We start from the raw sequence: 18,731 nt of genomic DNA on the forward strand, positions 1-18,731 counted from the left end.
GGTCGGGCTGTACCTGGGCTGTCCCCTGTACCACCCCTATAAGGGGGTGGTACAAGGTACAGGTTGCCGGTGGTACAGGTTGGGACAGTCAGTGGTACAGGTCTGACCTGCGGTAATGCGGGGTCTTGGTACAGGTTGGGACAGTCAGTGGTACAGGTCAGATTCGGGACCTGTACCAACGCCTTTTGGTACAGGTTTTTCGGTACAAACCGGGACATTCTTCTGAGCCTCCTTACGCCGAGTTCTGGGCTTCCTTGAGGGCCCGCACAACCTCCACGAGATGGCCGTTGTTGGTCGGCAGCGACACCTTGTTCTGCGCCGCCCACTGCTTCAGCCGGTCCCTGCCGAACCCCGCCGGGACGCCGCGCATGATGAGGTCGTCCACGTAGGTCTGGATGCGCGCCCGGTGCGCGTCAGCGGCGGTGGAGTCCGTCAGCTCATGCCGGGTCCGGCCGGCCAGCCACGCCCCGCCACGCTCCTTCTCGCCCCGCCGCGTGATGTGGAAGACGTCGTCCCCGAGCCCGGTCCGGGTGTGGGTGCGCAGCATCTTGAGCCGGGTGGTGACCGCCTCGACGGTGTCGGTGAAGGTTCGGGTTTCGTCGTAGGCGGTGAGCTCCCACACGTGGTCGACGTCCTGCGTCTTCGCCGAGGATCCGCGGGAGCCTTTCTCGATGTCTTTGCCGAAGTGGTCGAGCCGGATGGAGGCGATGCCGCGGGATTTGAGCGGCTCGTGGACGCGCCGGTACAGCTCGAGCCAGGTGTCGGAGTCGTTCTCCTTGCCGGAGATGTAGCGGGAGACGGTGTCGAGGATGACGACGTCGCGGGGCTGTTCGTCGACGATGGCGAGCAGTTCGCTGGCGGCGGTGTCGGAGGCGTTGAGGGCGCCGGAGAAGCGGGGGAACATCCGGTAGTCGAAGCGCTCGTTGAGGACGGCGAGGTCGTCGTCGGTGGCGCCGAACGCGGACAGGCGGGTGACGATGTCGCGCAGCGAGTTTTCGCGGTCGAAGTAGAGGACGTTGATGGGTTCGCGGCGGATGTCGCCGAGCGCGGGCCTGCCGGTGATGGCTCGCCAGATCCAGTCGAGGGTGAAGATGGACTTGCCGACTTTGCCGTCGCCGACGAGGGCGACTTGCTGGCCGCGCTCGAGCCACCGCCCGGGCAGCCAGTTGATTTCGGAGAAGTCGGTGGCGAACGCGTCCGTCCAGTCGAGGCGGGGGAACCGGTCGCCGGTGTCGGCGGCGGGGGTGCCGCCGATGGAGAGGTTGTCGGCGGACTTGAGGAGGTCCTCGCCGAGCGTGCGCAGCCGGTCGGGCCCGTCGTCGGGGTCCTGCTCCTTGATCTCGCGGATGGCGCGCTCGAGCCTGTAGATGCTCTCGCGGTTGGACCAGTGCCGCATGACGATGCGGGCGTGGTAGGCGGGGTCGCCGGCGAGGAGCCCGGCCGACATGACGGTGTGCAGGTAGTCGCCGCCGCCGGCCTGGCCGAGGGTTTTGTTGCGCTGCAGGTAGTCGTGGACGGCGATGGTGTCGGTGGGGGCGTCCTGGTCGGCGAGGTCGAGGATGGCGCTGTAGATGACCTGGTGCTGGCTGCGGAAGAACGCCCGGGGTTCGGGGATGACGGCGCGGATGTGCGGGACGATGTAGAGCACGGTCATGCAGGTGCCGAGGACCGCCTGCTCGGCTTGGAGGTCCCACAGTTGGTTGGGGTCCTGCTCGGAGGTCAACCGGTCCCCCCTGGACGGTGTGCGTTCGGATGGTGGGCTATGGGGTGGGGCGGCGTGGCCGCCTCAGAACAGCGGGTCCTGCGCGCGGCCCTCGAGCGGTTCGTCGGTGACGGGCCCGGCTTGGCGCGCCTTCTGGAGGTGCTTGGGCGCGCATTCGTCGCAGGACAGGGCGCTGTAGAGGGTGCGGCCGGGCCGTCGGCCGGTGATGATGCGGGTGGCCGGCCGCCGGCAGGTGCTGCACGAGCTGACCCGCTGCATGGGGGCCTCCGCGGGTCACGCCGTCCACCGTCGGACTTCTATGCCGGCGCGGGCCGCTCGGCGGGCGCAGTCGGTGGCGCCGCGGGAGTCGTCGCGGATGAAGGCGAGGCAGATGTCGGCGCCAAGGTCGACCATTTGCTGGTTGCGGGTGAGGCCCGCGGTGGGGCAGTAGCTCGTGCCGTCGCCGCGGCGCCGGCGGTGGGCGGTGCGGCAGTGTTGGCCGCAGGGGGCGGTCCAGTCGGCCGGGTGCTGTTCGACTGCGAGGACCTGGCCCGCGTTGTCGCGCCATCCGGCCTGGTCTTCGCAGTAGGAGTCGGCGATGGCGTCGGCGCCGCGTGGGCAGTGGCCGTGGACGACGACGAACTCGGTCTCCCCGTTCTTGACCTGCGCGCCGATGGTGTCGTCCAGGGCGCGCCACACGGTCTCCCAGTCCGTCCAGGTGCGGCTGCCGGTGATGAGGATGCGATAGGTCACGTCGTCTCCTGCAGGAGGTCGGTGTCGATGGCGATGACGATGCCGGGGGCGAGTTTGATGAGCGGCCGTCCGCCAAGGTGGGCCCGTGCGACGAGGGCGGCGACGTCGGCGGTGAGTCCGGCGGCGACGAGCCGGCGCATCAGGTCGGCCACCTGAAGCTCGGTCTGGGGCCAGTCACGGCGGATGCCGTGCCCCCACGTGGAGGGGCGGAGTAGGCCGCGGTCGATCCAGTAGTTGAGGGTGCGCGGGGTGAGTCCGCGGTCGAGCACCTCCTGGAGGGTGAGCGTCATCCCGCCTCCTGCCCGTGCTGGGCGGTGCAGGTGGCGCACCGGCTGGTGGGCGGGCAGTACAGCCGGTTTGGGGCGCAGTGCGCGCCCTGGCCGGGCTCGGGCTTTCCTGCGAGTGCGGCCGGCGTGCAGGACTTACAGCGGGGCCCGCAGATGTAGAAGCGGGTGGGGGTGCCGCCGCAGTGCTTGCCTGCGGCGGCGTCCCAGCGCTTGCACGGCGTGCTCATGGCACCAGCTCGTCGGCGTCGAACAGCGCTGGGGCGGGGGCGCTCTCCTGCTCGGCGGCGGCCATGTTCTTGACGGCCTGCCGGTAGTAGGAGGGCTTGAGCTCGATGCCGATGCCGTACCGGCCGGCCCGGACCGCGCTGTACACCTCGGAGCCGACGCCCATGAACGGGGTGAGCACTCGCTCGCCGGGGTTGGACCACAGCACGAGGCACCGGTCGATGACGTCGAGCTGCAGCGGGTGGACGTGCTTCTCGTCCTCCTCATCGCGCGCCTCCCGGTACGGCAGCACCCGGTCGAGGCGGACGTCGTCCCAGAAGGCGCTGGCGTACTGCCGCCAGATCCAGTGGCTGTAGCGGTTCTCGGTCTGCTTGCCCTCCCAGCCGCGATAGCGCAGCAGCTCGGCGGGCGGACGGCGTTCGCCGGCGTACTCGGTCAGGCCGGTGGGGTGGGCGATGGGAACCGGGTTGTCGCCGTGGCGACGGAAGATCAGGAGGTAGTCGGCGGAGGCGACGCCGCAGCGGGAGGAGTCGTCCACGATGGTGCGGTGGGCGAGCGACTTCATCAGCGTCCGGTTGCGGACGGTCAGGGGCTCCTTCCACACGTGGTAGCGGGCGGCGTAGCCGAAGCCGGCCTTCTCGTGCAGGCGGATGATGTCGCCGGGGAAGTCGAGCAGGCAGTCGCCGCGGCCGGTGTTGGACTTGGGGATGTCCATGCAGTGCACGGCCGTGATCCGGCCGGGCATGGTGAGCCGGGCGATCTCGCGGACGACGTACTCGTAGTGCTCCAGGAACTCGTCGTAGGTGCGGCAGTTGGACAGGTCGCGCTCGCTGGAGGAGTACTGGTAGAGCCCGGCGAAGGGCGGGCTGTAGATGGACAGGTGGATGCTGCCGTCGGGCAGGGCGGGCATGACTTCCATGCAGTCGCCCAGGTAGAGGGCGTACTGGTCGCTGATCGTCTGCTCTATGACGCCCACGCGGGCACCTCCACGGGTGTCGGGTAGTCGGTGATGCGGCGGATCGCGGCGGCGTCGCGCATGTGGGCGACGAGGGCGTCGAACATGGCGTCGGCCTGCCGTGCCTTGCGTTCGAGGTTGGCCAGGGCCCGGGAGCCGCCTTCGGTGGTGACGATGTCGACGGTCACCGGCCGGGTCTGGCCGTAGCGCCAGCAGCGGCGGACGGCCTGGTAGTACTGCTCGTAGGAGTGGCTGGGGAAGAACGTCATGCGGTGGCAGTGCTGCCAGTTCAGCCCCCAGCCGGCGATGGTCGGCTTGGTGACGAGGACCCGGATGTCGCCGCGGGAGAACGCGGCGAGCGCCTCCTCCTTGGCCTCGACTGGGTCGGAGCCCTTCACCTGCACGGCGCCGGGGATGAGGTGGGTGAGCAGGTCGCCTTCGTCGTTGAGCTGGCACCAGGCGATGCCGTGCTCGGGCCCGTCGAGGAGTGCGGCCGCCGCTTCGCACCGCTCGGTCACGGTGCGGCGGGCCTCTTCGCGCTCCTCCTGCAGGCTGGCGGCGGGCACGTCGAACAGCACGCCGTCGGCTGGGCGGCGGGCCTGGACGATGTGCTGGCGGTGCACCAGCTCGGGCAGGGCGAACCCGTCGTCGATGTGGCCGTAGTCGGACGGGCGGCGCAGGGCGCGCGCCCACGAGGCGACCCACTGCCAGAAGGGCCGCTCGGCGTGGCCCTTGAACCTCCACTTGGCGGCCTGGCCGAGGTAGCCGCGGCCGGTGGAGGCGTTGCGCTGGTCGTTGACGAAGAACCGGCCGAGCATGTCCATGTAGCCGAGCTCGCCGAGGGCCTCGCTCGAGGTGCCGAGTTCGATGTAGTCGTTCGGCGCGGCCGTGGCGGTGGCGAGCAGCCGGTAGGGCATCTTGCGCAGGAAGTCGGTGACCAGCGCGCGCCGGGCCCCGTCGAACGCTTTGATGGCGGATGACTCGTCGCAGACCACGCCGGCGTATTCGTCGCGGTCGAAGTGGTGCAGCCGGTCGTAGTTGGTGATGGTGATGGCGGCGGCCGGGCGACCGTTCCGGGAGACGGCCGCCTCGATCCCGAACTTCGCCGCCTCGGTCTCGGTCTGGTAGGCGACCGCGAGCGGGGTTACGACGAGCACCGGCCGCCCGGTGTGCTGGTGGACCTGGTTCGCCCACACGAGCTGCATCGGGGTTTTGCCGAGGCCGCAGTCGGCGAAGACGGCCGCGCGTCCCTTGCGGGTGGCCCAGTCCACGAGGTCGGCCTGGAACGGGAACAGGAAGCCGGGCAGCGCGTCGGCCGCGAAGCCGTGCTCGCCGCCGAGCTGGGCCCGGCGCGCGAGGAAGCCGGCGTAGGTGGTGGCCATCAGCTGACCCGGAGGCTCATGACGAGGCACTTGTACGTGCCGTCCTCGGATCGGAACTGGGCGGGTCGGGCCGGACCGGTCATGCCGATGGTGGCCGGGCCGTCGATCGCGCCGAGGGCGTCCAGGAGGTATTGGGCCTGGAAGGCGATCTCGATGGGGTCGCCGTTGAGCTTGCATTCGACGGTGTCGGTGCCGCGGCCGGTGGTGGCGTCGCCGGCGCGGACGAGTACCTGTTCCCGGTCCCACGCGAGGTGGATGGCGGGAGCCTTGCGGTCGGCGACGAGGGCGACGCGCTTAATCGCGGCAGCGAGGGCGGTGGCGTCCACGGTGGCCGTGATGGCGGTGTCCATGCTGGTGCGGGCGCGGTAGTCGATGAACTGGTCGTCGAGCAGCCGGACGGTGGTGCTGCGCCCGGCGTTGGTGAAGCTGGCGAGCCCGTCGCCGATGCCGATCTGCGCGTCGCCGTGGCTGAGCCCCTTGGCGATGTCCTGGAGTTGCCGGGCGCGGATCAGCTGGCCGAACGGCGCGCCGCTGGGCGTCCAGGTGATGTCGCGGACGGCGATCCGGTATCGGTCGGTGGCGGCCAGGGTGAGCCGGTCGCCGTCGGCGTCGACGCGGACGCCGGTGAGCATGGGCAGGGTGTCGTCGCGGCCGGCGGCGGTGGCGACTTGGGCGACGGCGGCGGAGAACTGCTCTGCGTCGATGCTGCCGATGGTGTCGGGCAGCTCGGGCAGGGTGGGGTAGTCCTCGACCGGGAGGGTGGGCAGGGCGAATTCGGCTCGTCCGCAGGTGAGGACGGCCTCGGTGCCGGTGACGGCGAGGTTGAGCATGGCGCGGTCGGGCAGGGCCTTGGCGACCTCGGCGAGGACGCGGCCGGGCAGGAGTGTGAGGCCGGGCTCGGCGACGTCGGCGGGGATGGTGCCGCGGACGCTGATGTCGTAGTCGAACGCGGAGACGTCGAGCTGGTCGTCGTGGGCGGCGATGAGGAGGCCGGACAGGACGGGGATGTTGGGCCGGTTGGGGATGGCGCGGGCGGCCCATGCGACGGTGTCGGCGAACGGCTTGGGGTCGATGGTGAGTTTCATGCTGCGGGCTCCGCGGTGGTGAAGAGGGTGAGCTGGGTGTCGGGCTGGGTGGCGAAGCGGGGCGCCTGCTTGGCCAGGTGGGCGTCGAGCGCGGCCCGGGCGGTGTCGGCGTCGCCGGTGATGGTGGCCAGCGCGACCAGGGCGGTGAGGGCGACGTCGCACAGTTCGTCGGCGACGTCGTCGCGGGTGTGGGTGACGCCCTTGCGCGGGTTCTGGCCGACGGTGCCGATGTAGGCGGCGGCGACTTCGCCGGCCTCCTCGACGAGCTTGAGGAGCCGCAGCGTCGTCTCGTGGTCGCTGCGGCCGTTGGCGGCGTCGACCCAGGCGAGGGCGGCTGTGATGTGCTGCCACAGGCCGTGCTCGGTGGCGGTGGTGGTCATGCTGCGGTCCTTTCGCTGGCGCCCGTGAGGGCGCGGCGTTCGGCGGGGGTGGTGGCGGCCCAGATGCCGTCGTCCTGCGGGTTGGCGGCCACCCAGGCGGCGCACCCTTCCAGGGCGGGGCAGCCACGGCAGATCCGCTTGGCCTGCTCGACCTGGGTGAGGGCGGGCCCGGCGTTGCCGATCGGGAAGAACAGCTCAGGGTTGTGTCCCCGGCAGGCGGCGCCGCGCAGGTGGCCCGGGCCGCTGCCCTCGATGGCCGCCGTGGGGTTGGGCGAGGGGATGGGGGCGAAGCGGTGGGTGCTCTGCCAGTCGGTGTTGCCGCGTACGGGCGGGAACCGGTTGAGGGTGCCGTTCTTGCTGTGGCGGCGCCAGCAGGGTCTGCACAGACCACGGCTGTTGTGGCGGCGCTGCTTGCGGCAGTCGAGGCAGGTGACGGTGAAGGAGTCGCTCATGAAGCACGCTCCAGCGGCTCGCCCGTGATGGCCTCGACCAGCGCGGACACGATGATTTCGGCGACGGGCGGGGTGACGGCGTTGCCGTACTGGCGGACCTTCTCCCGCTTGTTGCCGAGCACGACGTAGTCCTGGCCGAAGGCCATGGCGCGGCCGATCTCGTGCGGCTCCAGCATCCGGAAGAGCACGTCGTCGAGGTCGATGTCGGCGAGCCCCTGGGCGATGGCGTACCGGTCGCGGGTCGACAGCGTGCCGATCGGCTCGCTGGCCGGGCGGGCGTAGCCGTTGCCGTAGTACGGGGCGAGGAGCGTGACGACGGACTGGTGGCCGGCCGTGGTGAGCGTGCGCATGGGCTCGTCGAAGGGCGTGCACATCTGGCTGGCGTCGCCCCTGGGGGTGTTGTTGCGCATCACGAACCCGGGCGGTGTGACGAGCCCGTGGTGGTTGCCGGACGCGGTCACGGTGGCGAGCGCCTCGTCGACCGATCGGGCGTCGCTGCCGCCACCGCGGAGCTCAGCGACGAAGGGCAGCCACGCCAGGCCGGTTTCGTTGCGCGCGGTCTGGGTGCGGAGCGGCGCGGTGGCGGGGGTGGCCTCCTTGCCCTCGCGGCCCTCGACCGGGACGAGGAGCGGCGGGATGGCGATGCCGTCGTTCTCGCGGGTCGTCCTGGTGGGCATCGGCTGGGTGACCGGGACCGCGTCGTCTCGCCACGTCCCGCCGGCTGGGACCATGATGGGGCGGGCGTACTTCTCCAGCCCGGCCCGGATCCGGGCGACGGTCTTGTCGGCCAGCGGCTTGGCTCGGTCGCCGATCCGCTGGCCGGGGATCGTCCAGTCGATCGCGTACGCGGCGGGCAGCGCGGCCGGCTCCACCACGGCGTTGCGGCACGTGGACCGGGGGCACCGGAAGACGTACTGCTGTCGGTAGCGGCCCATGTCGGCGCCCTGCTGCTTGAACACCTGGATGGCCGACACCCACTCGTCGCAGGCCGGGCAGTAGGCGGCGGGCCGCAGCCACTTGTCCCAGTCCGGGTCGCGGCCGAGCGAACGGTGCCAGTAGGCGACATACATCCGGTCGCGGGACTGCGGCGCACGTGGCGTGCGTGAGGCGGGCGCGTGCATGCTGTTCATCGCGATGACCCGAACCTTGTAGCCCAGCGCCCGGATCTCGCCGAGCCAGCGGTCCCACTGATCCCAGGCCCGAACATCCACGACGTTCTCGACGACGCCTGCCAGGACAAGCCCGCCGCGCTGCTGGACGCCCCGCAGGTACATCGGGACCTCTTCCATGAGCGCGCGGGACCGCTCGGCCTCCTCGTCGCGCTCCTCGCCGAACAGGGAGTCCTGCATGGAGGTGGCGAAGTCGCGCCGCTTGCCGCGGGCGTTGGACCACTGCGGGCATTCGGGGGAGGCCCAGAAGATGTCGCAGACGGGCCACCGCTCGACGGGCGCCTCGCGGATGTCGCCGAGGTAGTGGTCGACAGTGGGGAAGTTGGTGGCGTGGGACTCGATCGCGCGCTTCCAGTGGTTCGCGGCGCGGGTGACCTCGACGCCGGGCACGGCGTGAGCGCCCTGCGAGGAGCCGCCGGCTCCGCAGAACCAGTCCATGAGGGTCAGCACGTGGGTACCTCCTTGAGTGAGGCGAGGCCGAGTTCGTAGCCGAGCGCGTCGAAGTACCGCTCCAACGTCGCCACCGTGAGCTGCTGGCCGGCGGCAGCCTTGCGTTCGGTGATGCCGACGCTCGCTGGGCTGATGTAGAGGAGGGCGGCCAAGTCGGCGCGGGTGACGTGCTGCCGGTGCCGGAACCCGGCCAGATCGGCCAGTGTCTCGGCGAGGGCGGCGATGACGACGCCGTGCCGGGTGATGACGATCTCGTGGTGGAGTGCCCGGGCGACGGCGGCGGCGTGCCGGATGTACGGGCTGACCTGGCCGAGTTCCCACCGTCGGAGGGCGCTGTCGGAGACGCCGGCGGCGGGTGCGAGCTGCTGCTGTTCGAGGTCGCGGTCTTGGCGGAGGTGGCGGAGCTGCTGGTGGAGGGGCAGCGCGAGGGTGGTGATCACAGGGCCACCGCCATCTCCGGCCAGGCGACGCGGTCGAGGGCGGTCCGGTTCTTGGCCGGCATGTCACACAACGGGGCGCCGAGGTGGTGGAGGCCGAGGGCCATGAGGACCACGGCGTCGGCGGCGTTGTCGTCGCCTCGGGTCTGCCAGCTCGGCCACCGTCGGGCGACCGCGTCGACGACTTCGGTCTTGCGGGCATTGTGCTTGCCGGTGGCGTAGATGCTGCGCAGGTTGGGCAGCACCTCGACCACTGGGATCTCCCAGCCGTGGAGGCGGTGGACGATGCGCCACCACAGGCCGGCCCGTTCGTGGGCGCCGCCGCCGTGTCGGCTGTAGGCGGGGGCTTCGATGACGACGAGATTGACGTCGGGGCCGATGAAGTCGGTGATGCGGTCGGCGAGGCGGGTGATGGCGGGCTCGCGCTCGTGGAGGGGCATGTTGGTGATGCCGGTCTCGCCGGTGGTGTCGCACCAGCCGCTGCTGGAGGCGATGCCTGTGCCGGTGAGCGAGACGTCGAGGCCGTAGACGCGGGGGCTCATGATTCGCGCCCCTGCCATCCGATGTGGACCGTGGCCCACGCGCCGAACAGGACGATCCCGGCCGTGGACAGGGCGCGGCGGCGGCGGAGCTGCGCGGAGAGGGTGCCCCGGCCCGGGGCGCGCACCAGGGCGGCGGCCTCGAGCGCGGTGAAGGTGGTGATGACGGCGGCGGCCCAGTAGGTCCAGGCGCGGGTGTAGGGGTCGAGCCCGGCCGGCGCGGGGAGGAGTGCGCCGGCCGGGAGCGGGGTGGCCGGGGCCCCACCCCCGATGGCGGGGGCCCCGGACGTCGTGAGGTGCTGGGTCATGTCACGCCTCCAGCAGGCGGATCGCGGGTGTGTGGGTGGGCTCGCCGTGCTGCGTGGCGAGGAGGATGCCGGTGGCGATGAGCGCGATGCCGATGCCGGCGAGGAGGGCGAGAAGCCAGGGGGCGTGTCGGCGTGCGGCGGCCAGGATGTGCGGGAGGCAGTCGCACGGGTCGAGGTCGTCGACCTCGGCGTGGAGGGCGGCGCGCAGCGTCTGCTCGTGGGTGAGGTCGTGCATCACGCCCCCTTGCGGATGGTGCTGAGCTCGGGGTGGTCGGCGAGGAGCCGCAGGAACAGGGCCTCGGGGTCGTGGATGGCGAGCCGCCCGGCCATCTGGATGCGGTCGTGCCGGCGGCGCGCGGCGGCGTCCCGCTGCTGCCGCTGCCGGGCGCGCCGGTTCGGGTTGTGGAAGTGGCCGATCGCGGCGGCGCCGGCCGCGGCGACGACGGCGAGGATGCACAGCGTGTGCGGAGTCACCGCGCACCCCCCGCCCGCGACTCGCGGAAGATGGCCAGCCAGGTGCCGGCCGTGGCCGCGGCGAAGCCGGCCGTGAGAACGGCGTCGGCGGCGGTGTTGCCGGGGTCGGCGATCAGCATGTAGAGCGCGCCGACGAGCGCGCCCGGGGCGGCGGCTGCGGCGATGGCGAGGATGAGCTTCATCGGTGTGGCCTTCGGTGAGGTCGATGAATGGGCCTGTACGGCCTGAGGTGGGCCGCTCGGGAGAGGGCGGCCAGGGTGCGGCGGGCGAGACGCGCCCGCCGCATGGATGGCGTGGGTCAGGAGGCGGCCATCTGCCGCTCAGGCACCAGCTCGCCGCGGCAGCGGACGCACTCGCGGCGCACGTCCGGCAGCGGCTGGCCGGCCTGGGCGGCGGCGAGCTCGCCGGGGGTGGCGTCGCCGATGTAGTCGCCGCAGCCGTTGCACGCCCGCTGGATGGTGACTCGGGTGCCGTCCTCGCCCTGGAGCGGCGCGGTGACCGGCCGGACGGGCGGCTCAGCGGGTTCCGGCTCGAAGGCGAGCAGGTCGATGCCGAGCACGCTCTCCAGCACGTTGGCCGCGGCGAGAGCTGCGTTGGCGAGCTGCCGGGCCCAGGCCGGGTCGGTGACGATGATGGATTCGCCGCCGCCGAAGTCGATCGGCACCCGCAGGTCCCGGCCGGCGCCGGTGATGTCGCCGGCCTTCGGCTGGCCGAGCGTCGCCGTGGTGGTCGTCTGCCGGGCGCTCATGCTTCGACCGCCTGCTCGTCGTCGACCACTTCGGCGTCGACCGTGTCGTCGGAGTCCCGAGCGGCCTCGCGCTCCAGCGCGTCGATGACACGCGACGCCTCGTCGAGAGTGAGCTCGTTGCGCGAGGTCACCTGCTGCTCAGCAGGCCGCTGGAGCACCTCGTTGACGAACGCGAGAGCCGCGTCTCGATCGGTCAGCCCGGCCTCTCGCATGGCGGTGCCCATCTTCTTGAGCTGGGCGGAAGTGACCATGCGCTCCCCGGTGTCCGTCGAAGACTCAGCCGTGTCCGGCGCCGCACTGTCCGTGGGCGGCTGCTCGGCGGGGGCGACCGCGGCCCGGATCGTCTGGCCCGGCCGGTTCTCACGTGCCACCGCGGTCGTGACGACCACGGACCCGTCGGCGTTCACCTCCGCGCCGAGCTCCTCCGGCGTGTAGCCGACGCCGGACAGCTCCTCCTCGCACGCCTCCCGGGCGACCTCGCTGATGGCGCGCGCCTTGAGCATCGCCTCGGGGTAGTTCTGCCAGACGTTCTTGCCCGCCAGGCCGGCCGCCTGGGCGCGCGCCATGGTCCAGGTGGAGCGGAACTCGAAGTCCGGGTCGTCCTTGCGGACGATGGTGGCCACGGCCGCGATGAGCTTGCCGTTCTCGTCGCGCTCGACCCAGACGCGCAGCCGGTGCCCGGCCCGCCGCACCAGCGCGCTGATGAGGCCGGACGACGCGGACGGGCGGCCTTCGATGATGTGGACGCCGTTGATGGCGGCGATCGGCTCGATGCCGAGGCTGCGCCCGAACTCGATCGCGTACAGGACGTTCTCCGGCTTGCCCTGGTACTGCTTGGGCAGCAGGTTCGACACGGCGAGCGCCCGGCTGTACTCCATCCGCTCGGGCAGCGAGTCGGCGCGCTCTACAGGCAGGGTGGCGAGGGTCATGCAACGGCTCCTGTCAGTGTGGTCGGGTCGGGGAGTTTGCGGCCGGCCACCAGGTAGGGGGTGCCGCCGTTCTTGGCCTGGCGGGTGGCGATCGTCTGGCCCCGCCAGCGGGCCCTGCGCGCGGTGCCCATGGCGGCGGCAAGGCGGCTCTTGGCGGCGGTGACGCGCGCCTCGGCGGTCTTCGTCTCGGCGAGTGCGGTCAGGTACTCGATCGCGGTGTCGTCGTCGAGGTCGATGTGGGTGTCGTCGATGTCGGGGTGGAGTTTGCGGAGGGTCTCGTAGGTGGCGGGGTGGCCGTCGAGGTCGGGCATCTCCCGCCAGAGCAGCGAGTCGAGGAAGTCGTCGGCCGCCTGCCGCAGTAGGGCGGCGTCCGCGGGGTCGTAGTCGACGACGTATTCGGCGAAGGTGAGCCGGTCGGACAGGACGGCGATGTGTGCCCGCTGCAGGCCGAGCACGTCCATGTACCACTGCACCTGGGTGCGGTAGTAGAGCGGGATCTCGTCGGTGCCGGGCTCGCCCCACCCGGTGCCGTCGGCGTCGGTTTTGATCTCCAGGAGGGCGGAGACGGCGATGTCGAACCAGCCGACGGCGTTGGGGATGGGGTTGTAGCGGATGAGCCGGTCAGGGTTGGCGAGGTGCTGGCCGCGGTCCTGGTGCACCCACGTGCCGGTGGTGAACACGTGCCAGTCGGGGTGCTGGTCGGCGAACCAGGCGGCGATCGCGGGTTCGAGGTAGTGGCCGCGGTCCTGCTGTGGGGTGGCCGGCGCGGCGTCGACGAGGCCAGCCATCTCGCACCACGTGGAGTGGGGGCTGGCCCACGGGGACAGGCCGAGGATGGCGGCGATGCGGGATCCGCCGATGCGCTGCGCCCGGGCGGCATGCCATTCGGGGGTGTCGTGCTCCCATCGGCCGAGGTAGCGGCCAGTGGGCGTGTACAGGCGGTTGTCGCTCATCGGCCGCCGTCCTTGTGGCGGTGGACCAGCGTGAGCTCGGAGGTGGACACCAAGAGTTCCTCGGGCGTCTTGACGTCGGTGTTCTCCGACCCGCGTTCCATCGGCACCATCACCAGGTGGGAGCACTTGGCCTCGTGGATGACCTGGGCGAACCACAGCGGGGAGAAGAACCCGGACGGGAGGCCGTCGTCCCACACGTCGCCCGGCTGCGGCGGCCAGTGACGCGGTGGGATGCCGAGCTTCTTGCGCACGGTGGCGGCGACGTACGGCTGGATGTAGCCCTCCGCCTCCATGCCGTCGAGGGCGGCGAGCGCGGCGGCGACGCGCTCCTGGAGGTCGGCGTCGGTCGGCTCCTGGCCGCTGGCGTGGGTGATGGCGGCCTGGGGCGGCATGGCGTAGACGTCGCCGTGCTCGTCGGCGATCCTCACGAAGACGGACGACGGGTGGTTGACGATGCGGACGCCCTTGATGGTGATGTTGGCCTTCTCGCCGCACTTGGGGATGTTCACTGGTCGTCCTGTTCGTCGCGGTAGGCGCGCTCGTCGGCGCGGGAGAGGCGGGGCCCGCCCCGCCAGGTCGGCCGGGGCCGGGCCTGGGCGGGGAAGGCGTCGTACGGGTGCTGGTGTGGGTCGCCGAGGCTGGCGAGGTATTCGCTGATCTCGTCCTCGGACGGCAGCCCGTTGAAGGGGGTGAAGGTGCTCATCGGCAGCCCTTCCAGCACGAGGTGTTGGTGGCCGGGTTGATGTGGCCGTTGGGGCAGATCCGGGTGGAGGGGGTGCCGGGCGGCAGCCACGGCAGGGACGGCTTTGGCTTGGCCATCACGCGCCCCCGCCGTCGGCCGGGAAGTGATAGCCCCACGAAGCGTGGTGGGCGCGGTTGTCGGCGACGGCCTGGGCGTACGCCTTGCGGGCGCGCTGCTTCTCGATCGCCTGGTCCAGCCGGGCGATCACCTCGGGCTGGTCGGTCTCGATGAGGAAGGCGTACGACAGCTCCCAGAAGTTGCCCAGGTAGCGGATGACGCCGTCCCCCACGTCCTGACGGGTGGTGCCGAACAGGTCGCCGTCCGGGTGCAGCAGGTGCTCGTCCCCCTCGAGGAGTTCGAGCACGCGGGAGAGATTCCCGGCGTGGACGATGGTTGGCATCAGCGACCACCCCACCGGCGGGCCTTGACAGTGACCTCGGTGTCGGGGTTCACGTCCACCTGGCGGGCGCGGCCGTGCGCGGTCACGTCCTGGTAGCGGACGCCGCTGGCGCCGAGCTTCGTGACGCGGACCGGCCGCCCGTCGGCCCAGTCGGGGTTGGTGACGACGTCGCCGTCGCGCAGGTCGCGGATCTTCGGCATCACAGGTCGCCCCCGTCCAGGTAGAGGCTGGCGGTGACGTTGTGGGCCGCCGCGAGGTTTCCGCCGGGAGCGGCCATCACCCTTCGGGCGTAGTCGATCGCCCCTGTCGCGTTGGCCACCGCGTGGGCGGCCTTCGCGGGGTCGCCGCTGTCGTGGCCGACCCGGCCCGACTCGGCCAGGCGGGTGAGGCGCTCGGTGAGCTGGAGCAGGAGCTGGTCGAGCCGGGCGATGCCGTCGGCCAGGTCGCCGAGGACGGCGTGGATGGTGGCCGGGTCGGTGACGCCCTCGGGGCTACGGGTGGCGTGGTTGAGGACGTGGACCGCCTCGGTGAAGGCGTCGGCGGCGTGCCGGGTGTACTCGTCGCTGTGCGGGCCGGCCGGGTCGAGGCGGTAGGTGGTCACAGGGTCACCGCCACGGGGGTCTCGTCGTAGTCGGCGTTCTCGCGGGCGTGGCGGGCCCGGGCGAGGGCCTCGTCGCGGGCCTGGCTGGCGGCCTTGACGCGGTCGTCGTAGGGGTCGTGCTTGGCCAGGTCGATCGCCTGGTCCGGAGTGACGTAGCACAGGCGGGCGATCTGGGCGGCGAGGAGCATGGTGCGCTGGTGGCCGCCGCCGGCGTCGCAGCTGTGCTCGTCCACGTACGCGGCGAGCGTGGCGGTGATGCGCTCCGACGCGTCGTCGGTACGGGCCTGGTCGACGAGCTCCGCGACGTGCTGGTGGGCGGCGTGCTGGGTCTCGTCGGGGATCGGCGACGGGGCGCCGTGCGCCATCTCGGCGGCCAGCGTCTGCATCGCCCAGCGCAGCGCGGCGCCGACGGCGTCGTCGTGGTGGCGGGCGGCGCGTGCGGCGATGATGCGCAGCGCCCGCTCCACCGGGTTGCCCTGCGACGGCGCGCCGAGCCCGGCCGCGTCGAGGTTGCCGCGCGCGGCCTGGCGGGTTGACCGCCACTCCCGCCGGTCCTGGTCCGAGACGGCCGGCAGATGCTGCTGGATCAGCCGGGTGGCGAGGCTCGGCAGCCCGTGCGCCTCACCGGTGACGAACTTCGAGAGCGTGTTGCGGAGGTACGGGGGCAGCTCCACCAGGTAGGTGAGCATGGTCAGCGCCTGCCGATCGCGGGCGGTCAGGTAGGTGATCCACTTGCCGCCGAGCCGCTGGATGGCGTCGGTGGCGTCGAGGATGTCGGCGGGCGCCAGCTCGATGGTGGCGGGCTGGTCTGCGATAATGGCGGTCAACGATCTGTCCTTCGCTCGAGTAGGGATGTGATCGGCGGGGCTCGGCCGGTGACAGCGGTCGGGCCTCGCGGCTTTTACGGGGTGGGGTTGTGCACTCGGGGCAGGTTGGCGACGTACGCCAGGAGCGCGGCGGCCGGGACGCGCAGGAGGGTGCGGGTGCTGCCCTCTCCGGCCACGTCCACGGCCTCGAGGAGTCCGTCGCGAATGCGGTCGTAGACTGCGTCCCTGCTGTCGAGGCCGAGCTGTTCGCATACCTGGGGGATGGTCAGCAGCAAGGGGAGCTGGAACTGCGTGTCGGCGGTCTTGGTCTTGGCGCGCTTCACGACGCGACCTGCTCGTCCACGTCGAAGAGGGCTGCGATCTGCTCGCGTACGGTGTCGTCGCCGAGCAGCCGGAGGATCCCGATCACGTAAGGGCCCGACAGGTCCTTGGTCTTGCCGGTGATGACGCGGTTGTGGATGGAGACGTGGACTCCGATGGCGCGGGCCTGGGCGCTCTGCGAGTCGAGGCCGAGCGCGGCGGCCTGGTCTGCGAATTCGTCGCGGCGCAGCTTGACGTTGTGCGCCATGGCACCTCCTAGTTGAAGCTCGAACTTTGCTTTGGAGAGAAGCTGTGCCTGGAATCTAGTCTTCTCTGTTCAGAGAAGCAATAGGGAAGTCAAGATTCTTTGCGCTACAAATCAGGGCTTTCACATGGGTAAACCTGGACAGTCAGGCTTCGGTGCCCTCAGCGGCCATGTTGTACGAAGTGATCAGCGCGCTATCATCATTGCTCGTGGGCAAAATGGCAGGTCAGCTAGGCGCTTGGCTGCGCCAGGAGCTGACGCGACGCGGCTACGACCTCGCCAAGGGCGGGCAGTCGCAATTTGCGCGCGAAGCGGACGTGCACGTCTCGATCATCAACCGGGTCGTCAACAAGGGCCAAGGTGTCGAGATCGACGTCCTACGACGGATCGGCCGGGCGCTCGGCTTCAACGTCGGCGAGATGCTGGTGCTCGCTGGGCAGGTCGAGCGTGACGAGTTGCCGGTCCGCCCTCCGGAGGAACTGGAAGAGGCGTCTCATCCCGAGCCTGCGCCGGACACCAACCCGTACAGCGACCCGTACGAGCGTCAGGTGTGGGAGATGGAAGAGTTGTCGGAGTTCGTCCGCCGCTCGATGATCGTGGCCATGCAGAGCGCGATCCGGATGGAGGAGGAAGAGGACAAGCGGCCGAACGCCGACGTCCGACAGTTCCGCCGGCCCTCCTGATGGCGGTGGGGGTCCTGGCCGCCCGCCGAGACGTTGCTCTCTGTAATCTGCATCCTCGAGACCGTCTGCGTGCGTCAGCCGTGCGTCAAGAGGTGTCGACACCAGCCGACACCAGCCGACACGGGGCGACAGTTTTCGCAGGTAGAGACGCATCTGCAGAGTTCTCACCTGGGGTTACTGTCTTCGTTCACACCGAAGAGGTCACTGGTTCGATCCCAGTATCGCCCACCGCAGACGAAGGGGCTCCGGAGATGTCCGGGGCCCCTTCTCTCATGTCGGCCCCCGGGTTCCGAGCCCGCCGGCCTCCTCCAGGACGACGGCCAGGGCGACGGCTGGAGCCCCGGAAGACCGTCATCGCGCCGCGGCATCCGGTGGCACAGAATGGAGCGAGCCGTCCCATCCCGCACCCCTGGCATGGGCCGCGGCCGAACCCACACCCCGCAGATGGGACCATCGTTCCGGGTTCCTCCCTAGATGCGTGATAACTCCCGTACAGGATGGATTCGATGTCAGATTCAGAGTTCCCCCTCGTCCAGTTCATGAGGGAGGGTTTCGACCCGGTAGCGGAGCTCGCCAGCATCCGTGCCGATCATCCCGTCTATCCCATGGAGATCCCCGGCGGCCAGACCGTGTACCTGGTCACCCGCTACCACGACGTGCGATCCGTGCTGGGGGACCACGAGCGCTTCAGCAACGACTTCGGCAACGTGATCGGGCTCGGCTCCAACCAGGAGGACCCGGGCGGCCTCGGCTTCCGCGACCCGCCCGAGCACACCCGGCTGCGCCGCTACCTCACCCCGGAGTTCACCGTGCGCCGCCTGCGCCGGATGGAGCCCCGCATCGAGGCCCTGGTCGAGGAGTACCTCGACAAGATGGAGGCCGCCGGCCCGCCGGCCGACCTGGTCGAGTCCTTCGCCCTGCCGATCCCGTCGCTCGTGGTGTGCGAGCTGCTCGGCGTGCCGTACGAGGAGCGGGCCGACTTCCTGCGGATCAGCACCAACCGCTTCGACCTCACCGCCGGGCCCGAGGCGTCCCTGCAGGCCGTCAACGACGCGATGACGTACCTCACGGACCTCGTCGCCCGCGAGCGGCTCGCCCCCGGCGAGGGCCTGCTCGGCCAGCTCCTTCGTGAGCACGGCGACGAGCTCGACGACCGCACGCTCGCCAGCATGGCCGACGGCCTGCTGACCGGCGGTCATGACACCAGCACCAGCATGCTCTCGCTCGGCACCCTGTGGCTGCTGGAGAACCCCGAGCAGGCGGCCAAGGTGCGCGAGGTCGACGGCCACGTCAACGAGGTGGTCGAGGAGCTGCTGCGCTACATGACCGTCGTGCAGGTCGCCTTCCCCCGCTTCGCCCGCGAGGACCTGGAGCTGCATGGCCACACCGTCAAGAAGGGCGAGATGGTGCTGTGCTCGCTGAGCGCCGCCAACCGCGACCCGAACCTCGGCGACGACATGGACCAGGTCAAGCCGCACCGCGAGACCGCGGGCTCGCACCTGGCCTTCGGCCACGGCATCCACCGCTGCATCGGCGCGCCGCTGGCCCAGATGGAGATGCGCATCGCGTTCCCCGCGCTGCTGCGCCGCTTCCCCGGCCTGCGCGTGGCCGGAGAGGTGCCGTTCCGGGCGCTGTCCATCGTCCACGGCGTGGAGAAGCTACCGGTCGCCTGGTAATGGGGTTAC

At 70.9% G+C, this 18,731-nt stretch carries 30 protein-coding genes and 1 tRNA gene; 3 read left to right on the plus strand and 28 right to left on the minus strand.

The genetic code is table 11. The features are described 5' to 3' along the window. Positions 1–232: 232 nt before the first annotated feature. The 28 genes from HD595_RS33865 to HD595_RS34000 all read right to left on the minus strand — a co-directional run bounded on the left by HD595_RS33865 (position 233) and on the right by HD595_RS34000 (position 16,366). Positions 233–1,723 carry an AAA family ATPase gene (locus HD595_RS33865; protein WP_253776230.1) on the minus strand — a complete coding sequence of 497 codons (1,491 nt, stop codon included), beginning with the start codon at positions 1,721–1,723 and terminating at the stop codon, positions 233–235. Positions 1,724–1,786: 63 nt separating this feature from the next. Further along, positions 1,787–1,981 carry a hypothetical protein gene (locus tag HD595_RS33870; RefSeq protein WP_253776233.1) on the minus strand — a complete coding sequence of 65 codons (195 nt, stop codon included), beginning with the start codon at positions 1,979–1,981 and terminating at the stop codon, positions 1,787–1,789. A 15-nt stretch (positions 1,982–1,996) separates the two neighbouring features. Next, positions 1,997–2,455 carry an SLOG family protein gene (locus HD595_RS33875; protein WP_253776235.1) on the minus strand — a complete coding sequence of 153 codons (459 nt, stop codon included), beginning with the start codon at positions 2,453–2,455 and terminating at the stop codon, positions 1,997–1,999. Beyond that, positions 2,452–2,745, minus strand: a complete 294-nt coding sequence (locus HD595_RS33880) for a MerR family transcriptional regulator (RefSeq protein WP_253776237.1) — start codon at positions 2,743–2,745, stop codon at positions 2,452–2,454. The genes HD595_RS33875 and HD595_RS33880 overlap by 4 nt, the downstream gene beginning before the upstream one ends. After that, entirely contained in the window at positions 2,742–2,969 is a 228-nt protein-coding gene (locus tag HD595_RS33885; protein WP_253776239.1) for a hypothetical protein, read from the minus strand. Before HD595_RS33885 ends, HD595_RS33880 begins: the two co-directional genes overlap by 4 nt. After that, positions 2,966–3,943, minus strand: a complete 978-nt coding sequence (locus HD595_RS33890) for a DNA-methyltransferase (protein WP_253776241.1) — start codon at positions 3,941–3,943, stop codon at positions 2,966–2,968. The genes HD595_RS33885 and HD595_RS33890 overlap by 4 nt, the downstream gene beginning before the upstream one ends. Then, complete coding sequence (locus HD595_RS33895) at positions 3,931–5,304, minus strand: DEAD/DEAH box helicase (protein ID WP_253776243.1); 1,374 nt, start codon at positions 5,302–5,304, stop codon at positions 3,931–3,933. Before HD595_RS33895 ends, HD595_RS33890 begins: the two co-directional genes overlap by 13 nt. Further along, a complete protein-coding gene (gene dnaN / locus HD595_RS33900; RefSeq protein ID WP_253776245.1) occupies positions 5,304–6,389 on the minus strand; it encodes a DNA polymerase III subunit beta in 1,086 nt (361 codons plus the stop codon). Before dnaN ends, HD595_RS33895 begins: the two co-directional genes overlap by 1 nt. Beyond that, positions 6,386–6,769 (minus strand): MazG-like family protein, encoded by a 384-nt coding sequence (locus HD595_RS33905; RefSeq protein WP_253776247.1) that lies wholly within the window; start codon positions 6,767–6,769, stop codon positions 6,386–6,388. Before HD595_RS33905 ends, dnaN begins: the two co-directional genes overlap by 4 nt. Next, positions 6,766–7,221 carry a WhiB family transcriptional regulator gene (locus HD595_RS47375; protein WP_425566654.1) on the minus strand — a complete coding sequence of 152 codons (456 nt, stop codon included), beginning with the start codon at positions 7,219–7,221 and terminating at the stop codon, positions 6,766–6,768. The genes HD595_RS33905 and HD595_RS47375 overlap by 4 nt, the downstream gene beginning before the upstream one ends. After that, positions 7,218–8,840 (minus strand): DNA cytosine methyltransferase, encoded by a 1,623-nt coding sequence (locus HD595_RS33915; RefSeq protein ID WP_253776249.1) that lies wholly within the window; start codon positions 8,838–8,840, stop codon positions 7,218–7,220. The genes HD595_RS47375 and HD595_RS33915 overlap by 4 nt, the downstream gene beginning before the upstream one ends. After that, complete coding sequence (locus tag HD595_RS33920; protein ID WP_253776251.1) at positions 8,834–9,280, minus strand: helix-turn-helix domain-containing protein; 447 nt, start codon at positions 9,278–9,280, stop codon at positions 8,834–8,836. Before HD595_RS33920 ends, HD595_RS33915 begins: the two co-directional genes overlap by 7 nt. Then, the gene (locus tag HD595_RS33925; RefSeq protein ID WP_253776253.1) at positions 9,277–9,819 is read right to left on the minus strand and encodes a RuvC family protein; all 543 of its coding nucleotides are present in this window, start codon (positions 9,817–9,819) and stop codon (positions 9,277–9,279) included. The genes HD595_RS33920 and HD595_RS33925 overlap by 4 nt, the downstream gene beginning before the upstream one ends. Further along, entirely contained in the window at positions 9,816–10,124 is a 309-nt protein-coding gene (locus HD595_RS33930; protein WP_253776255.1) for a hypothetical protein, read from the minus strand. The genes HD595_RS33925 and HD595_RS33930 overlap by 4 nt, the downstream gene beginning before the upstream one ends. 1 nt (position 10,125) lies before the next feature. Beyond that, complete coding sequence (locus HD595_RS33935) at positions 10,126–10,359, minus strand: hypothetical protein (protein WP_253776257.1); 234 nt, start codon at positions 10,357–10,359, stop codon at positions 10,126–10,128. Next, positions 10,359–10,598 (minus strand): hypothetical protein, encoded by a 240-nt coding sequence (locus tag HD595_RS33940; protein ID WP_253776259.1) that lies wholly within the window; start codon positions 10,596–10,598, stop codon positions 10,359–10,361. Before HD595_RS33940 ends, HD595_RS33935 begins: the two co-directional genes overlap by 1 nt. After that, on the minus strand, positions 10,595–10,780 hold the full coding sequence (locus HD595_RS33945; protein WP_253776261.1) for a hypothetical protein: 186 nt from the start codon (positions 10,778–10,780) through the stop codon (positions 10,595–10,597). The genes HD595_RS33940 and HD595_RS33945 overlap by 4 nt, the downstream gene beginning before the upstream one ends. Before the next feature lie 116 nt (positions 10,781–10,896). Further along, positions 10,897–11,346, minus strand: coding sequence for a hypothetical protein (locus HD595_RS33950; RefSeq protein ID WP_253776263.1), 450 nt, complete (start codon positions 11,344–11,346; stop codon positions 10,897–10,899). Next, positions 11,343–12,275, minus strand: a complete 933-nt coding sequence (locus HD595_RS33955) for a recombinase RecT (RefSeq protein WP_253776265.1) — start codon at positions 12,273–12,275, stop codon at positions 11,343–11,345. Before HD595_RS33955 ends, HD595_RS33950 begins: the two co-directional genes overlap by 4 nt. Beyond that, a complete protein-coding gene (locus tag HD595_RS33960; RefSeq protein WP_253776275.1) occupies positions 12,272–13,228 on the minus strand; it encodes a YqaJ viral recombinase family nuclease in 957 nt (318 codons plus the stop codon). Before HD595_RS33960 ends, HD595_RS33955 begins: the two co-directional genes overlap by 4 nt. Continuing rightward, complete coding sequence (locus tag HD595_RS33965; RefSeq protein ID WP_253776277.1) at positions 13,225–13,737, minus strand: hypothetical protein; 513 nt, start codon at positions 13,735–13,737, stop codon at positions 13,225–13,227. The genes HD595_RS33960 and HD595_RS33965 overlap by 4 nt, the downstream gene beginning before the upstream one ends. After that, entirely contained in the window at positions 13,734–13,931 is a 198-nt protein-coding gene (locus HD595_RS33970; protein ID WP_253776278.1) for a hypothetical protein, read from the minus strand. The genes HD595_RS33965 and HD595_RS33970 overlap by 4 nt, the downstream gene beginning before the upstream one ends. A 115-nt stretch (positions 13,932–14,046) precedes the next feature. Beyond that, on the minus strand, positions 14,047–14,370 hold the full coding sequence (locus HD595_RS33975; protein WP_253776280.1) for a hypothetical protein: 324 nt from the start codon (positions 14,368–14,370) through the stop codon (positions 14,047–14,049). Next, complete coding sequence (locus HD595_RS33980) at positions 14,370–14,570, minus strand: hypothetical protein (protein ID WP_253776282.1); 201 nt, start codon at positions 14,568–14,570, stop codon at positions 14,370–14,372. The genes HD595_RS33975 and HD595_RS33980 overlap by 1 nt, the downstream gene beginning before the upstream one ends. After that, entirely contained in the window at positions 14,570–14,971 is a 402-nt protein-coding gene (locus tag HD595_RS33985; protein ID WP_253776284.1) for a hypothetical protein, read from the minus strand. The genes HD595_RS33980 and HD595_RS33985 overlap by 1 nt, the downstream gene beginning before the upstream one ends. Beyond that, positions 14,968–15,798 carry a hypothetical protein gene (locus HD595_RS33990; protein ID WP_253776286.1) on the minus strand — a complete coding sequence of 277 codons (831 nt, stop codon included), beginning with the start codon at positions 15,796–15,798 and terminating at the stop codon, positions 14,968–14,970. Before HD595_RS33990 ends, HD595_RS33985 begins: the two co-directional genes overlap by 4 nt. Positions 15,799–15,872: 74 nt before the next feature. After that, the gene (locus HD595_RS33995; RefSeq protein ID WP_253776288.1) at positions 15,873–16,121 is read right to left on the minus strand and encodes a helix-turn-helix domain-containing protein; all 249 of its coding nucleotides are present in this window, start codon (positions 16,119–16,121) and stop codon (positions 15,873–15,875) included. Beyond that, positions 16,118–16,366, minus strand: a complete 249-nt coding sequence (locus HD595_RS34000; RefSeq protein WP_253776290.1) for a hypothetical protein — start codon at positions 16,364–16,366, stop codon at positions 16,118–16,120. The genes HD595_RS33995 and HD595_RS34000 overlap by 4 nt, the downstream gene beginning before the upstream one ends. 167 nt (positions 16,367–16,533) lie before the next feature. Here HD595_RS34000 and HD595_RS34005 point away from each other — a divergent pair, with 167 nt between their 5' ends. From HD595_RS34005 to HD595_RS34015, 3 genes are all read left to right on the plus strand, one after another. Further along, positions 16,534–17,046 (plus strand): hypothetical protein, encoded by a 513-nt coding sequence (locus HD595_RS34005; RefSeq protein ID WP_253776292.1) that lies wholly within the window; start codon positions 16,534–16,536, stop codon positions 17,044–17,046. A gap of 123 nt (positions 17,047–17,169) precedes the next feature. After that, positions 17,170–17,274, plus strand: a tRNA-Ser gene (locus HD595_RS34010). Positions 17,275–17,552: 278 nt separating this feature from the next. Continuing rightward, positions 17,553–18,722, plus strand: coding sequence for a cytochrome P450 (locus HD595_RS34015; RefSeq protein WP_253776301.1), 1,170 nt, complete (start codon positions 17,553–17,555; stop codon positions 18,720–18,722). Positions 18,723–18,731: the final 9 nt, after the last annotated feature.

The sequence above is a fragment of the Nonomuraea roseoviolacea subsp. carminata genome (assembly GCF_024172185.1).
Classification (GTDB): Bacteria; Actinomycetota; Actinomycetes; order Streptosporangiales; family Streptosporangiaceae; genus Nonomuraea; species Nonomuraea roseoviolacea.